A 14,996-nucleotide genomic window follows, 5' to 3' on the forward strand; every position below is an offset into this window, starting at 1 on the left:
CCGGTCCCCCGCCAGGCGAGAATGGGAACATGGACTGGCAGACGACCTCCGAGGACACGGTGCCCTCAGCGCCCGTGACGGAGGCCGATGTGCGGCTGCTCCGTGCTCGCCCTCCGGCGACCGGCGCGTGGCGCGACGGAGACCCCGTCGGCGGTCGGCGCTTCGGGAGCTTCGGCGCGTTCACGACCGAGAGCGGTGCGGTCCTTCCCGGCATCCGTCTCGCCTACGAGAGCTGGGGCGAGCTGAACGCCGCACGGGACAACGCCGTGCTCGTGCTGCACGCGCTCACCGGTGACAGCCACGTGCGCGGGGCGGCCGGTGCGGGTCATGCGACCGCCGGGTGGTGGGAGGACATCACCGGTCCCGGCGCTCCGCTCGACACGGACCGCTGGTTCGTGATCGCCCCGAACATGCTCGGCGGCTGCCAGGGCTCGACGGGGCCGGCGAGCGTCGCGCCCACCGGCTACGAGTGGGCCTCTCGCTTCCCCTACCTCACGATCCGCGACCAGGTGGCGGCGCAGGTGCGTCTCGCCGATGCCCTCGGCATCGACCGGTGGGCCGCTGTCATCGGCGGCTCGATGGGCGGCATGCACGCTCTCGAGTGGGCCGTCACGCATCCCGAGCGCGTCGCGCGTCTCGCCGTGCTCTCCTCACCCCCGGTCACCACCGCCGACCAGATCGCGCTGAACACGGTGCAGCTCGAGGCGATCCGGATGGACCCGCGCTTCCAGGGCGGGGAGTACTACGACCTCGGCGACGGCGACGGTCCTCACCGCGGCCTCGCCCTCGCCCGGCGGATGGCTCTGCTGAACTACCGCAGTCCGATCGAGCTCAACCAGCGGTTCCAGCGCTCGTGGCAGTCCGGCGTCTCCCCGCTCGGCCACGGCGGTCGCTTCGCCGTCGAGTCCTACCTCGACTTCCACGGGAACAAGTTCACGCGCCGCTTCGATGCGAACAGCTACATCACGCTGGTCGAAGCCATGAACTCGCACGACGTCGGGCGGGATCGCGGGGGTGTGGAGGAAGCTCTGCGCGCAGTCACGGCCAGGACACTCGTGATCGGCATCGACAGCGACCGCCTCTTCCCCGTGGACGGACAGCAGCGCATCGCGCGGAGCATCCCGGATGTCGTCGGCGGCGAGGCGGTCGTGCTCACCAGTGACTTCGGGCATGACGGCTTCCTCATCGAGACGGAAGCCGTCGGCACGCACCTGCGGCAGCTGCTCGCCGACTGAGCCCGAGGCTCAGCTCCGTACGAAGCGCCAGGGCAGGGTTCCGGCCTCGAGTCTTCCCTGCTCCCAGGCGAAGGCGCGCCCGGCGTCGGTGTCGAGCACGCGCGTCTGGAAGAGCTGCGCAGCGCCTGCAGAGGACAGCGCCGACGCCGCGTCGACGAAGCCGGTGAGCTGGTGCAGGGTGATCCACGTCGGCGGGAAGAGCACCCACTCACCGGCGGCGTGTCGCGCCAGAGCGTCGGCCGGGCTCGCCCAGGTGAGCTCCGCCACCTCGTCCGCCGACGCCACAGGCTCCGCAACGGGAGCCATCGCGAGGAAGAACCAGGTACGGATCCGCGTCGGCGCCTCGAGCGGCGGACGCCACTCCGACAGCGGCACCAGGTCCGCGACCGCGAGGCCGACCTCTTCGCGGGTCTCCCGGATACCGGCGCGACGCGCGTCGTCGCTCTCGGCCTCGCCGATACGCCGATCGGCCGGCTCGACCTTCCCGCCTGGGAAGACCCACGCACCGGCGAACGACCCGCGATCGGGACGGCGGATGAGAAGCACCTCGAAGCCGGGATCGGCAGCACGCAGCAGCACGACGGTGCCCGCCACGGGCAGGGATTCGTCGGGAGAGCTCACCCCGCCACTCTAGGACGCGACGAGTACAGCAGCGGAGGCGCGGCGCGCTTCGAGGCGGTACGACAGCAGGGCGATCAGCAGTCCGGCGACGGCGAGCCCTGCTCCGGTCAGCGCCGGAGCCGTGAACCCCCAGCCCAGGGCGATGACGACGCCGCCGAGGAAGGCTCCGAGGCTGTTGCCGATGTTCAGGGCCGAGTGGTTCATCGCGGCGGCGATCGACTGGTTGTCCCCCGCGACATCCATCAGCCGTGTCTGGATGGTCGGGCTGAGAACCGATGAGACGAATCCGACGATCAGGACCATCAGGCACAGAGTCACGATCCAGAACGACAGCACGGCGAGCAGGACGAACGTGGCTGCCATCACGGCGAGCCCGATCAGCAGCGTGCGGCGCAGGTCGATGTCGGCGAGGTGGCCGCCCACGAGGTTTCCGATCGTCATGCCGATGCCCATCAGGACGAGCACGATCGGCACGGCCCATTCCGGCGACCCCGCCACCTCGGTGACGACCGGTGCGATGTAGCTGTAGACGGCGAAGAAGCCGCCGAATCCGATCGCTCCGACGCCGAGCGTGAACCACACCTGCGGGATGCGGAACACCCCGAGCTCCTGGCGCATGGTGCGGCCCGGCGACCCGGGGTGCGCGGGCACGAACAGCGCGATGCAGAGCGTGGCCAGGGCGAAGACGAGCGCCACGACCGCGAATGCGGTGCGCCACCCCCACTGCTGGCCGAGGAAGGTGCCCAGCGGTACACCGACGACGTTGGCGACCGTCAGCCCCGTGAGGATGAACGCGACGCCCTTCGCCCGGTTGCCCGGACCCATCACATCGGCCGCGACGAGCGCGCCGATGCCGAAATAGGCGCCGTGCGGAAGGCCGGCGAGGAAGCGTGAGATCCCGACGAGCTCGAACGACGGGAGCACCACGGTCAGGGTGTTGAAGACCGTCAGAGCCAGCGCCAGCACGATCATGACGCGATGCCGCGGGTACCGCGCGACGAAGCCCGCGATGGTCGGGGCGCCGATGACGACGCCGAGCGCATACAGGGAGATGAGCCACCCGGCCTGACTCAGGGCATCCTCCCGACTCGAGGACCAGAGGGCGGGCAGCAGGTCACCGGCGATGTCGGGCAGCAGGCCCATGACCACGAACTCGGTCATGCCGATGCCGAAACTGCCGATGGCGAGAGAGAGGAGCGCCCTCTTCGCCGCACCCCTCGATTCTGTCGAGGGATTCACCGGATCAGCTTACCGGTCCCCGGACTCCTCGATCCGCCCCGTCCGGGTGAGGCTCATGAAGACATCGACCTCGTCCTCCCGGTCGACGACGAAGCCGTGGCGCTCGTAGAGGCGCCGCGCGGCGCTTCCCTGCAGCACGTTGAGCCGATAGAGCACGTCGTCCTGCAGGACCATCGTCAGGATGCGTCCGCCGACGCCACGCCCCTGGTGCGATCGAGCCAGGTAGAAGTGCTCGATCCAGTGGGTGTCGTCTTCGCGACGCACGGCGATGCAGCCGACATCCTCGCCGTCGACGACCACGATCCGCGTGACCGATGGATCATAGGCGTCGCGGAGCCGCTGCCGCACGCGGACCGCGTCATAGCGCCCGAGACGCTCCAGGTCTGCGCGGAGCACGATCGCGCGGAGATCGGCGAGCCAGCCCAGGTCCGCAGACTCCGCAGGGCGGAGAGTCACCTCCGCGCGAGCGCGACGGTCAGTCATCCGCCCCGTCGATCGCCGCCTCGAGCCGCTCGATCTTGGCATCGAGCTCTCCGGAGTACCCCGGACGGATGTCGGCCTTGAGCACCAGCGAGACCCGTGAGCCGAACGGCATCACGGCCTCGGTCGCGCGCTTCACGACGTCCATCACGGTGTCCCAGTCAGGCCCCTCGACCTCGGTGAACATGCTGGTGGTGCGGTGCGGCAGGCCCGATTCGCGGACGACGCGCACCGCCGCGGCGACGGCATCGTGCACGGAGTCGTCGGTGCGCTCGGCACCGCCGGCGGGGATGCCGCTCGGGGCGACGGAGAAGGCGATCAGCATGGTTCACTCCCTGGGTTTCGAAGGTCGGTGGGCAGGCACACGGGCGAGAGCCCGGATGCCGACGGCGAGAAGCACGAGGAGAAGGACGTTGCGCAGCGTGAGCACCAGGACCGGCAGCAGCTCCGCCCGCAGCAGCGCGTCATAGCTCAGCGGATAGACGAGGCAGGTCAGCGCGCACAGGGTCAGCACGATCAGCGCGGGCACGCGGGCCCGGATGCCGTCGAAGATGATCCACAGCACGACGGGTGCGATCAGCCAGGTCTGGAACTGCGGCGAACCGACCTTGTTCGTCACGATGAGCACGACGACCAGGCTCAGGGCGAGCGGCGGGAAGAGCCGGGCGAAGGATGCTCCGCGCGCGGCCTTCACGGCGCCGATCGCGGCCACGGCGGCCGCGGCGATGATCATGAGCGGCGTGAGGATCGCGGTGACCGCCTCCGTGCCGGACCCGGTGATCTGGAACGTCAGGATCTCGAAGCTGTACTCGATGCGCGCGGAGCCGGCGACAGCAAGCCACAGGAACGGCGTCGCCGCCACGGCCTCGATCTGCAGTCCGCGCCCCGTCTGCTCGGTGAGGAAGCCGAACACCTCGGTGTCCGCCCCGAGCAGCAGCAGCACCACGACGACACCGGCGCTGACGGCTGCGGCGGCGAGCAGCATCCGGATCCGCGCACGGACGGCCAGGATCGCCGCCAGGACCAGAGCACCCGGCCAGATCTTGATCCAGGCGCCGATCGTCAGCAGCGCGACGGCCACGACGGGTCGCGACGCGAGCCAGAGTCCGCCGATCACGGCGAGCGGGACGGTGATCGCGTCGATCCGGTAGATCGCGATGGGACCGAGGAGCAGGACGGCGGCGATCCAGAACCACGCGGCGACGCGCCGCGGCCGGGACGGCGCTCGTCCGATCAGGACGCCGAACGCGACAGCGTCGAGCACCGTGACCAGGAGCGCCCAGGCGACCAGGTAGGCACCGGAGACTCCGAGAAGCGGCACGAGCGGCGCGGCCAGTCCCGCGGTCAGCAGCATCGGCACGAGGGCGAGCTGTGGATAGACCCACGTCTCGCTGACACCCATGATCGCTCCCCCGCCGATCGCCGACGACGCCCAGGGCTCATAGACCAGGACGACGTCGCCCATGGGCTGGCTCGGATACACCCAGCCCAGCGCGGCCGTGACGAGGTGCACGAAAAGGAAGACACACCACAGCACGACCACGCGGATCGTCCGGGTCCGGCTCACGCCAGGACGTCCGCGATCGCGGACGGGAGAGCATCCGCGACATCCATCGCGACGATCGGGTGTCCCGGTGCGCCCTCGAGCACACCCGCGGCGATGCGGGCGGCATGGCCGTGCAACCACGCTCCCGCCGCTGCGGCCTCCGCCAGAGAGGCGCCGGGATTGGCGGCCGTGACCGCGCCGAGAGCGCCGGCGAGCACATCCCCGGTCCCTGCCGTCGCCAGCCAGCCGGTCCCGGCTTCCACGGCGATGACGGCTCCGGACGGGTCGGCGATCAGCGTTCGAGCGCCTTTGAGCAGCACGGTTCCACCGATCTTCGCGGCGACCTGGGACGCCGCCTCGGCACGGTCGTCGCCCGACGAGGGCACCCGCAGACGCTCCCGCAGCCTCGAGAACTCGCGCGCGTGCGGCGTCACGAGGAAGGGAGCGCGCGTGCCAGGCGCGAGGTCGAGTGCCCCGGCGTCGATGATCACCGTGGCCGACCCGGAGAGGATCTCCCGCAGCGCCAGGGTCTCGGTGTCGCTGCGCTCCCCCGGATCCGTGCCCGACCCGATCACCCAGACGTCCACCCGCGTTCCGCCCGCGTCGGGACCGGCGACCGTCTCCGGACGACGAGCCAGCACGGCATCCGCCACTCGGGACGCCCCGACGTACCGGACGAAACCGGCACCTGCCCGCCACGCGGCCTCGACACCGAGGACGGCGGCACCGGGGTAGGCGGGCGAGCCGGTGCGCAGCGCGACGACGCCACGGGCGTACTTGTCGTCGTCCGACGTCGGCACCCGGAGGAACCGCGCGGTATCGCTGCGTGTCCACTCGCGCACCTCGACCATGACTCCACGTTAGCGGGACGGCCCCCGCCCCGCGCACGCGGGGGTAACGTCGAACGGTGAGCCTCCTCTTCTCCCCACTGACCATCCGATCCGTCACGTTCCGCAACCGCCTGTGGGTGTCGCCGATGTGCATGTACAGCGCCGTCGACGGCGTCGTACAGGAATGGCACCACAGCCATCTCGCCCAGTTCGCATCGGGCGGCGCGGGGCTCATCGTGGCGGAGGCGACCGCCGTCGTGCCGGAGGGTCGCATCTCGCCGCGCGACGTCGGACTCTGGAACGACGACCAGCGCAACGCCTGGGCTCCCATCGTGCAGGCGATCCACGATCGCGGTGCGGTCGCCGGGATCCAGCTCGCCCACGCGGGTCGCAAGGCCTCGACCTGGTGGCCGTGGGCGGAGAGTCGCGGCTCGGTGCCGTCCGACGAGGGCGGGTGGACGACGAGCGCACCGTCCGCCGTCGCCTTTGAGGGCTTCGCTGATCCGGCCGCGCTGGATGCCGCAGGGATCGACCGCGTGGTCGACGCCTTCGCCGCGGCCGCCCGACGCGCGGTCGACGCGGGCTTCGACGTGCTCGAGCTGCACGGGGCGCACGGCTACCTGCTGCACCAGTTCCTGTCGCCGCTGTCGAACCTCCGCGACGACGAGTACGGCGGGTCGCTGGACAACCGCGCCCGACTGCTCCTGCGCGTCGTGGACGCCGTCCGCGCCGAGGTCGGCGAGGAGGTTCCGCTGTTCGTGCGCATCTCGGCCACGGACTACGCCGACGGCGGCTTCACCGCCGACGAGGCGGCTGTGGTCGGAGACTGGGCGTCTCAGCACGGCGCGGACTTCATCGACGTCTCCAGCGGCGGGCTCGTCGCCCACCAGCGGATCGAGGTCTTCCCGGGCTACCAGGTCCCCCTCGCCGAGACCGTCCGGCAGGGAGGACGCATCCCGGTCTCGGCCGTCGGACTCATCACGGCGGCGGAACAGGCCGAGCAGGTGCTCGCCGCGGGGGCGGCCGATGCGATCTTCGCCGGACGCGAATGGCTGCGCGATCCGCATTTCGGCCTCCGCGCGGCGCACGAGCTCGGCGCCGAGGTCGCCTGGCCGCCGCAGTACGACCGCGCACGCTGGCGCTGACCGGCGCCGTGCCGGACGAAGGCCGCCGCCCCGAGAACCGGGACGGCGGCCTTCGTCGTGAGGCGTGCGCGGTCAGCGTCCCCGGATGCGACGGGTCGCGTCCTGCACCTCGCCGACGAGCTCCTCCAGGATGTCCTCCAGGAACAGCACGGCGGTCGTGCGGCCGTCCGCGTCGCGCACCTTGGCCAGATGACGACCGGCACGGCGCATGAGCGCGAGGGCGTCCTCCAGATCGGTGTCCTCCTGCACGGGGACCATGTGGTGGATGCGCTTCGCCGGAAGCGGCTCCACCAGCTTCTCGGCGGCGTCCGGGCCGTCGGAAGCCCGCAGGATGTCCTTCAGATGGACGTAGCCGACCGGCACGGCATCCGCATCGACGATCACGTAGCGGGAGAACCCGTATCGGGCGACCGCCTTCTCGATGTCGTCGGGTGTCGTCGACTGCGGCAGCGTGATGAGGTCGCTGAGCGGAACGGCCACGTCGCGCGCCTTCTTGTCCGTGAACTCCACGGCGGCCGCCACGGTTCCCGCGGTGTCGGTCAGCACGCCCTCGCGGCGCGACTGATCGACGATGGTCGCGACCTCGTCGAGCGTGAAGGTCGAGGCGGCCTCGTTCTTCGGCTCGACCCGGAACAGTCGCAGCACGCCGTTGGCGGCCGCGTTCAGGAGCCAGATCACCGGCATGAAGATCTTCGACACCCACACGAGCGGGGTCGCCAGGATCAGCACCGCCCGGTCCGGCACCGAGAACGCGAGGTTCTTCGGCACCATCTCGCCGAACACGACGTGCAGGAACGAGACGATCAGCAGCGCGATCGTGAACGACACGACATCGACGACGCCGTCCGACCAGCCGAGCGCGTGCATCGGCACGGCGAGCAGGTGGTGGATCGCGGGCTCGGAGACGTTCAGGATCAGCAGCGAGCAGATCGTGATGCCGAGCTGCGATGTCGCGAGCATCAGCGTCGCGTGCTCCATGGCATAGAGCGCGGTCTTGGCAGCGCGCGAGCCCTCCTCGGCGCGCGGCTCGATCTGCGAGCGCCGCGCGGAGATGACCGCGAACTCGGCGCCGACGAAGAACGCGTTCGCGACGAGCAGCACCACGAGCCAGGCGAGTCCTCCCCAGTCGTTCATCGGGTGGCCTCCTCTGCGGTGTCGTGCGGTCTCGGGACGTATCTCACGCGGTCGACCCTCCGGCCGTCCATCCGGACGACCTGGAGCATGCCGCTGTCGACCGTCACCTCGTCTCCGACGGTCGGCACGCGCTCGAGCACGCTCATGACGTACCCGCCGACCGTGTCGTAGACGTCGCCCTCCGGAACCACGACTCCGGCGCGGCTTCGCAGCTCGTCCGGTCGCAGTTCACCCGGGAACATGATGCCGTCGCGCCCGCGGACGATGCCGGCCCTCGTGCGGTCGTGCTCGTCCGACACCTCGCCGACGAGCTCCTCGACGAGGTCCTCGAGTGTCACGAGACCCGCGGTGCCGCCGTACTCGTCGACGACGATGGCGAGCTGGTAGCCGCGAGCGCGGAGCTCGGAGATGAGACCGTCGACGTGCACGGTCTCCGGGACCCGGAGCGCGTCCGTCGCGAGAGCGCCCACCGGCACCTCCGCGCGACGCTCACGCGGCACCGAGATGGCCGCCTTCAGGTGCACGACGCCGGAGATGTCGTCGAGGTCGTCGTCGTAGACGGGGAAGCGGCTGTGGCCGGTGCGACGTGCCAGCTGGATGACGTCATCGGCGGAGTCGCCCGCGGCGAGCGCATGCATGCTCGGCCGGGCCGTCATGACATCGGCGGCGCTGAGCCGCGAGAAGGTGAGCGTGCGGTCGAGCAGGCTGGCCGTGTCGGCCTCGAGCAGCCCCGCGTTCGCGGAGCGGCGGACGAGGGACGAGAGCTCCTCGGCGCTGCGCGCACCGGAGAGCTCCTCCTTGGGCTCGATGCCCATGCTGCGCAGCACACCGTTCGCGCTGCCGTTGAGCACCACGATGGCGGGTTTGAACACCGTCGTGAACGCGACCTGGAAGGGGATGACGAGCTTGGCGGTCTGCCGCGGCAGCGCCAGCGCGAAGTTCTTCGGGACCAGCTCGCCGAGGATCATCGACAGCACCGTGGCGACCAGCATCGCGACGATGGTCGCGATCGGAGCGACGGCAGCCTCGGGGATGCTCCAGGCGAGGAGAGTCGGACGGAGCAGGTTCGACAGCGCGGGCTCCATCGTGTAACCGGTGAGGAGCGTCGTCAGCGTGATGCCGAGCTGCGCCGACGAGAGATGCGTCGACGTGTGCTTGAGGGCGCTGATCGTGAGCGAGAGCCGGGATTCGCCTCGTGCCTGACGCGCCTCGAGGTCGGCGCGGTCGAGATTGACCAGCGCGAACTCGCTCGCGACGAAGAGGCCGGTGCCGACCGTGAGCAGGAGCCCCACGCCCAACATGATGTAGTCCATCAGAGGTTCCTCTCCGGTGAGAGAGGCGGACAGTGGGGCGATGTACTGCAACTGGGAGGGTCGTCCATTATGCGGACGATTCTACAGAACCCGGCGGGGAGCGCGACTCGGCTACCAGCTGACGGGGAGGGCCTTGCCCTCCTCGTATCCCGCGGCCGACTGGAGGCCGACGAGAGCCCGGTCGTGGAACTCCGGGACCGACGCCGCACCGGCGTACGTGAACGATGAGCGCACGCCCGAGGTGATCATGTCGAGCAGGTCCTCCAACCCGGGACGGAGCGGATCCAGGTAGATCTTCGACGAGGAGATCCCCTCGGCGAAGAGCTCCTTGCGCGCACGCTCGTAGGCGTCGAGGCGGCCGAACCGCGCCTGGACCGCCTTGGTCGAGGCCATGCCCCACGATTCCTTGAAGATCCGTCCCTCTCCGTCGCGCTGCAGCTCCCCCGGCGCCTCGATCGTGCCGGCGAACCAGGAGCCGACCATGACGGATGCCGCGCCGGCGGCGAGCGCGAGCGCCACGTCGCGGGGGTACCGCACCCCGCCGTCCGCCCAGACATGGGCCCCGAGCTCTCGCGCCGCCTGCGCGGTCTCGAGCACCGCCGAGAACTGGGGTCGCCCGACCGCGGTCATCATGCGCGTCGTGCACATCGCGCCGGGGCCCACGCCGACCTTGAGGATCGACGCTCCCGCATCGACGAGGTCGCGCACGCCGTCGGCGGTGACGATGTTCCCCGCCACGATCGGCAGGCCCAGGTCGAGGTCGGCGACCGCGCGCAGCGCGCGCAGCATCCCCTCCTGGTGCCCGTGGGCGGTGTCGACCACCAGCACGTCGACCCCGGCGCCGGCGAGCGCCTTGGCCTTCGCGGCCACATCCCCGTTGATACCGACAGCGGCGGCGACGGCGAGGCGGCCGTCGGCGTCGAGCGCCGGACGATACAGCGTGGAGCGCAGCGCGGTGCGCGCGCTCAGCGTTCCCACCAGATGCCCGTGATGGATCACGGTCACCATCTCGACGTCGGCATCCGTGATCACGTCGAAGGCGTGGCGTTCCGAGCCGATGTCCTCCGCGTCGATCGACGGGACGCCGCTGTGCACGAGATCGCCCAGCTGCGCATCCGGGAGCGCCGTGGCCAGCCGCGTCGCCGGAAGGATGCCGAGCACCCGGCCGACCTCGATCGGCGCCTCGCCGCGGGCGACGACGATCCCGTGCCCTGCGGTCGGCGGGAGCAGACGGAGCGCGTCGGCGACGGACGCCTCCGGCGGGAGCACGATCGGCGTGTCCCAGAGCACGGGCTGAGCCTTGACGTCGCGGATCGCGGCGTCCAGGTCCTGCAGCGGCAGGTCCTGCGGAAGCACGCCGAGTCCGCCGCGGCGGGCGAGCACGGCCGCCAGACGCGGACCCGTCACCGAGTTCATGTTCGAGGCCACCAGGGGCAGCGTCGCCGGTGTCCCGTCCTGCGGCGCGAGATCGACCTGGAGACGACTGGTCACCGCGGATCGGCGCGGAACCAGGAAGACGTCCGAATAGGTCAGATCGACGGTCGGCTGCGCACCTGAGAAGTTCATGTCTCCACGGTACTCAGATCGCCGCGCGGTCGGCACACGGCTTCGACGATTGCCGGGGCGAAACACGTTAGGCTTGACAGTCGAGAGTGTGCGGACCCGGGCGCATCCTGCGCCGTCGTCTGCACCAGAGTGCTTCAGCGATGAAAGAGGGCGATACAGCGTGTCGAACCAGGTGACCGGCGTCGGAGGCGACGGGGGGTTCGGAGCCAATTCCTGGCTCGTCGAAGAGCTCTACGAGCAGTTCAAGGAGAACCGCGACTCGGTCGACAAGGAGTGGTGGCCGGTTCTGGAGAAGTACCACGCGGACACCACCGGCTCCGCGGCTCCTGCGGCTGCCCCCGCGGCCCCCGCTGACACGGCCGCGCATCCCGTCACGGCACCGATCCCGGTGATCGGCTCGCAGCCGGTCGCACGGACCACCACCAAGCCGGCGGCCACGGCTCCGATCCCCGCCCAGGCGCCGAAGCCTGCGGCGAAGGAAGCCGTCGACGCCGCCGAAGAGGACAAGGTCACCCCGCTCCGCGGCCTCCCCAAGACCCTCGCGGCGAACATGGACGAGTCCCTGACCGTCCCGACCGCGACCAGCGTCCGCACCGTTCCGGCGAAGCTGATGATCGACAACCGCATCGTCATCAACAACCACATGGCCCGCACGCGCGGCGGCAAGATCAGCTTCACGCACCTCATCGGCTGGGCGCTCATCCGCACCCTCGACGAGTTCCGCAGCCAGAACGTGTTCTACGCCGAGATCGACGGCAAGCCGTCCGTCGTCGCACCGGCGCACGTGAACCTCGGCATCGCGATCGACCTGCCCAAGCCCGACGGCACGCGCGCCCTCATGGTCCCGAGCATCAAGCGCGCCGACACCCTGAGCTTCACCGAGTACCTGTCGGCGTACGAGGATCTGGTCACGCGCGCCCGCGGCAACAAGCTGACCGCCGCGGACTTCCAGGGCACCACGGTGTCGCTGACCAACCCGGGCGGCATCGGAACCGTGCACTCGGTTCCGCGTCTGATGAAGGGCCAGGGCTGCATCATCGGCGCCGGCGCCCTCGAGTACCCGGCCGAGTTCCAGGGCGCGAGCGACAAGACGCTCAACGAGCTCGCGATCGGCAAGACCATCACCCTGACCAGCACCTACGACCACCGCGTCATCCAGGGCGCCGGGTCGGGCGAGTTCCTCAAGAAGGTGCACGAGCTGCTCATCGGGCAGCGCGGCTTCTACGACGACATCTTCGCGGCGCTGCGCATCCCGTACGCGCCGATCCGCTGGAACCCCGACATCGCGGTCGACCTCGCCGAGCGCGTCGACAAGCAGTCCCGCGTGCAGGAGCTCATCAACTCCTTCCGCGTGCGCGGCCACCTGATGGCCGACATCGATCCGCTGGAGTATGTGCAGCGGTCGCACCCCGACCTCGAGATCGAGAGCCACGGGCTCACCTTCTGGGACCTGGATCGCGAGTTCGTCACCGGCGGCTTCGGCGGCCGGCGACTCGCGAAGCTGCGCGACATCCTCGGCGTGCTGCGCGACTCGTACTGCCGCACGCTCGGCATCGAGTACATGCACATCCAGGACCCGGAGCAGCGCCGCTGGTTCCAGGAGAAGGTCGAGGTCAAGTACCAGAAGCCCGGCCACGACGAGCAGCTCCGCGTGCTCCGCAAGCTCAACGAGGCCGAGGCGTTCGAGACGTTCCTGCAGACGAAGTTCGTCGGCCAGAAGCGGTTCTCGCTCGAGGGCGGCGAGTCGCTCATCCCGCTTCTCGACGAGATCCTCCAGGGCGCCGCGACGGCCGGACTCGAGGGCGCGGCGATCGGCATGGCCCACCGCGGTCGTCTGAACGTGCTCACCAACATCGCCGGCAAGACCTACGGGCAGGTGTTCCGCGAGTTCGAGGGCACGCAGACCCCGGGCAACCAGCGCGGCTCCGGCGATGTGAAGTACCACCTCGGCACCGAGGGCACCTTCGTCGCCGACGACGGCTCCGAGCTGCCCGTCTACCTCGCCGCGAACCCCTCGCACCTCGAGACGGTCGACGGAGTCCTCGAGGGCATCGTCCGCGCCAAGCAGGACCGCAAGCCCATCGGCACCTTCGCCTGGCTGCCGATCCTCGTCCACGGTGACGCGGCCTTCGCAGGCCAGGGCGTCGTGGTCGAGACGCTGCAGATGTCGCAGCTGCGCGGCTACCGTACCGGCGGCACCATCCACGTGGTCGTCAACAACCAGGTCGGCTTCACGACGTCGCCGAACGACGGTCGCACCTCGGTCTACGCGACCGATGTCGCCAAGACGATCCAGGCGCCGGTGTTCCACGTGAACGGCGACGACCCCGAGGGCGTCATCCACGTCGCCCAGCTCGCCTTCGAGTATCGCGAGCGCTTCCACCGCGACGTCGTGATCGACCTGGTCTGCTACCGCCGACGTGGTCACAACGAGGGCGACGACCCCTCGATGACGCAGCCTCTGATGACCGACCTGATCCAGGCGAAGCGTTCGGTCCGCAAGCTCTACACCGAGTCGCTCGTCGGCCGCGGTGACATCACCGAGCAGGAGTACGACGAGGCGAAGGCGGACTTCCAGAACCGCCTCGAGATCGCCTTCGCCGAGACGCACGCCGCGGAGACCGGTGCGACGCCGATCGCGCCCGATCTCCTCCCGGTCGAGGAGCAGATCGGCGCACCGGACATCACCGGCGTGCCGAACGAGGTCATCCAGCTCATCGGCGATGCGTTCGTGAACAAGCCCGAGGGCTTCACGGTGCACCCGAAGATCCAGCAGCTGCTCGACAAGCGTCTCGACATGAGCCGCAACGGCGGCATCGACTGGGGCTTCGGCGAGCTTCTCGCGTTCGGTTCGCTGCTCGTCGAGGGCACGCCCGTGCGCTTCGCTGGTCAGGATGCGCGCCGGGGCACGTTCGTGCAGCGTCACGCCACCCTGCACGACCGCGCGAACGGCCAGGAGTGGCTCCCGCTGTCGAACCTCTCCGACGCGCAGGGCCGCTTCTTCATCTACGACTCGCTCCTCAGCGAGTACGCCGCCCTCGGCTTCGAGTACGGCTACTCCGTCGAGGCTCCCGAGGCGCTCGTCCTGTGGGAGGCGCAGTTCGGAGATTTCGTCAACGGCGCCCAGTCGGTCATCGACGAGTACATCTCCGCCGCCGAGCAGAAGTGGGGACAGCAGTCCAGCGTCACGCTGCTCCTCCCCCACGGCTACGAGGGCCAGGGACCCGACCACTCGTCGGCTCGCATCGAGCGCTTCCTGCAGCTGTGCGCGCAGGACAACATGATCGTGTCCCGTCCCTCGACCCCGGCGTCGTACTTCCATCTGCTGCGTCGACAGGCCTACGCCCGTCCGCGCAAGCCGCTGATCGTCTTCACCCCGAAGGCCATGCTGCGTCTGCGCGGCGCGACCAGCCCGGTCGAGGACTTCACCCAGGGTCGTTTCGAGCCCGTGATCGACGACCACCGCGATCTCGATCGTGCCGCCGTGAAGCGCGTGCTCGTACACTCCGGCAAGGTGCACTGGGATCTCCGCGCCGACCTCGAGAAGAACCCGAACCCGGAGATCGCCCTGGTCCGGCTCGAGCAGCTGTACCCGACGCCGATCGACGAGCTCAAGGCCATCACCGACTCGTACCCGAACGCCGAGCTGGTGTGGGTGCAGGAGGAGCCGGAGAACCAGGGCGCGTGGCCGTTCCTGGCACTCGCCTTCGCCGACGTCCCCGGTGACCGCTCCTTCCGCCCTGTGGCTCGCACGGCATCCGCATCGCCGGCCACCGGATCCTCCAAGGTGCACGCCGCCGAGCAGGCGAAGCTGCTCCGCGAGGCGCTCACGCTCGGCTGAGCGCTCCCGCCGACGACGAAGGCGCCTCGACCTCACGGTCGGGGCG

At 70.0% G+C, this 14,996-nt stretch carries 12 protein-coding genes; 3 read left to right on the forward strand and 9 right to left on the reverse strand.

Annotated features, from left to right (window positions below):
* The first annotated feature begins 29 nt into the window (after positions 1 to 29).
* The gene (locus tag LBN7_RS01570) at positions 30 to 1,235 is read left to right on the forward strand and encodes a homoserine O-acetyltransferase (protein ID WP_407360763.1); all 1,206 of its coding nucleotides are present in this window, start codon (positions 30 to 32) and stop codon (positions 1,233 to 1,235) included.
* Positions 1,236 to 1,244: 9 nt separating this feature from the next.
* On the opposite strand, the gene LBN7_RS01575 is transcribed toward LBN7_RS01570, so the two are convergent.
* Genes LBN7_RS01575 through LBN7_RS01600 form a run of 6 tightly spaced genes read right to left on the reverse strand, consistent with a single transcriptional unit; the run spans position 1,245 to position 5,972 of the window.
* A complete protein-coding gene (locus tag LBN7_RS01575; RefSeq protein ID WP_116635319.1) occupies positions 1,245 to 1,856 on the reverse strand; it encodes an NUDIX domain-containing protein in 612 nt (203 codons plus the stop codon).
* A 9-nt stretch (positions 1,857 to 1,865) separates the two neighbouring features.
* Positions 1,866 to 3,095 carry an MFS transporter gene (locus tag LBN7_RS01580; RefSeq protein ID WP_407360764.1) on the reverse strand — a complete coding sequence of 410 codons (1,230 nt, stop codon included), beginning with the start codon at positions 3,093 to 3,095 and terminating at the stop codon, positions 1,866 to 1,868.
* Between the two features lie 9 nt (positions 3,096 to 3,104).
* On the reverse strand, positions 3,105 to 3,578 hold the full coding sequence (locus tag LBN7_RS01585; protein WP_407360765.1) for a GNAT family N-acetyltransferase: 474 nt from the start codon (positions 3,576 to 3,578) through the stop codon (positions 3,105 to 3,107).
* Entirely contained in the window at positions 3,571 to 3,900 is a 330-nt protein-coding gene (locus LBN7_RS01590) for an MTH1187 family thiamine-binding protein (RefSeq protein ID WP_407360766.1), read from the reverse strand. Before LBN7_RS01590 ends, LBN7_RS01585 begins: the two co-directional genes overlap by 8 nt.
* A gap of 3 nt (positions 3,901 to 3,903) precedes the next feature.
* Positions 3,904 to 5,142 (reverse strand): hypothetical protein, encoded by a 1,239-nt coding sequence (locus LBN7_RS01595; RefSeq protein WP_407360767.1) that lies wholly within the window; start codon positions 5,140 to 5,142, stop codon positions 3,904 to 3,906.
* Positions 5,139 to 5,972: an NAD(P)H-hydrate dehydratase gene (locus LBN7_RS01600; protein ID WP_407360768.1), complete on the reverse strand. Its 834-nt coding sequence runs from the start codon at positions 5,970 to 5,972 to the stop codon at positions 5,139 to 5,141. The genes LBN7_RS01595 and LBN7_RS01600 overlap by 4 nt, the downstream gene beginning before the upstream one ends.
* A 56-nt stretch (positions 5,973 to 6,028) precedes the next feature.
* Here LBN7_RS01600 and LBN7_RS01605 point away from each other — a divergent pair, with 56 nt between their 5' ends.
* Positions 6,029 to 7,096: an NADH:flavin oxidoreductase/NADH oxidase gene (locus LBN7_RS01605; RefSeq protein WP_407360769.1), complete on the forward strand. Its 1,068-nt coding sequence runs from the start codon at positions 6,029 to 6,031 to the stop codon at positions 7,094 to 7,096.
* Positions 7,097 to 7,168: 72 nt separating this feature from the next.
* On the opposite strand, the gene LBN7_RS01610 is transcribed toward LBN7_RS01605, so the two are convergent.
* From LBN7_RS01610 to LBN7_RS01620, 3 genes are all read right to left on the reverse strand, one after another.
* Positions 7,169 to 8,230, reverse strand: coding sequence for a hemolysin family protein (locus LBN7_RS01610; RefSeq protein ID WP_116635326.1), 1,062 nt, complete (start codon positions 8,228 to 8,230; stop codon positions 7,169 to 7,171).
* Positions 8,227 to 9,543, reverse strand: a complete 1,317-nt coding sequence (locus LBN7_RS01615; RefSeq protein WP_341945736.1) for a hemolysin family protein — start codon at positions 9,541 to 9,543, stop codon at positions 8,227 to 8,229. Before LBN7_RS01615 ends, LBN7_RS01610 begins: the two co-directional genes overlap by 4 nt.
* A gap of 111 nt (positions 9,544 to 9,654) precedes the next feature.
* Entirely contained in the window at positions 9,655 to 11,109 is a 1,455-nt protein-coding gene (locus LBN7_RS01620; RefSeq protein WP_407360770.1) for a GuaB1 family IMP dehydrogenase-related protein, read from the reverse strand.
* A 160-nt stretch (positions 11,110 to 11,269) separates the two neighbouring features.
* Here LBN7_RS01620 and LBN7_RS01625 point away from each other — a divergent pair, with 160 nt between their 5' ends.
* Positions 11,270 to 14,950: a multifunctional oxoglutarate decarboxylase/oxoglutarate dehydrogenase thiamine pyrophosphate-binding subunit/dihydrolipoyllysine-residue succinyltransferase subunit gene (locus LBN7_RS01625; protein ID WP_116635329.1), complete on the forward strand. Its 3,681-nt coding sequence runs from the start codon at positions 11,270 to 11,272 to the stop codon at positions 14,948 to 14,950.
* Positions 14,951 to 14,996: the final 46 nt, after the last annotated feature.

This window comes from Microbacterium sp. LBN7 (assembly GCF_045690345.1).
Classification (GTDB): domain Bacteria; phylum Actinomycetota; class Actinomycetes; order Actinomycetales; family Microbacteriaceae; genus Microbacterium.

Coding starts and splice junctions, on each gene's coding strand:
- LBN7_RS01585 (WP_407360765.1), bottom strand. CDS start 3,578: ATGACTGACCGTCGCGCTCGCGCGGAGGTGACTCTCCGCCCTGCGGAG.
- LBN7_RS01600 (WP_407360768.1), bottom strand. CDS start 5,972: ATGGTCGAGGTGCGCGAGTGGACACGCAGCGATACCGCGCGGTTCCTC.
- LBN7_RS01590 (WP_407360766.1), bottom strand. CDS start 3,900: ATGCTGATCGCCTTCTCCGTCGCCCCGAGCGGCATCCCCGCCGGCGGT.
- LBN7_RS01570 (WP_407360763.1), top strand. CDS start 30: ATGGACTGGCAGACGACCTCCGAGGACACGGTGCCCTCAGCGCCCGTG.
- LBN7_RS01620 (WP_407360770.1), bottom strand. CDS start 11,109: ATGAACTTCTCAGGTGCGCAGCCGACCGTCGATCTGACCTATTCGGAC.
- LBN7_RS01610 (WP_116635326.1), bottom strand. CDS start 8,230: ATGAACGACTGGGGAGGACTCGCCTGGCTCGTGGTGCTGCTCGTCGCG.
- LBN7_RS01615 (WP_341945736.1), bottom strand. CDS start 9,543: ATGGACTACATCATGTTGGGCGTGGGGCTCCTGCTCACGGTCGGCACC.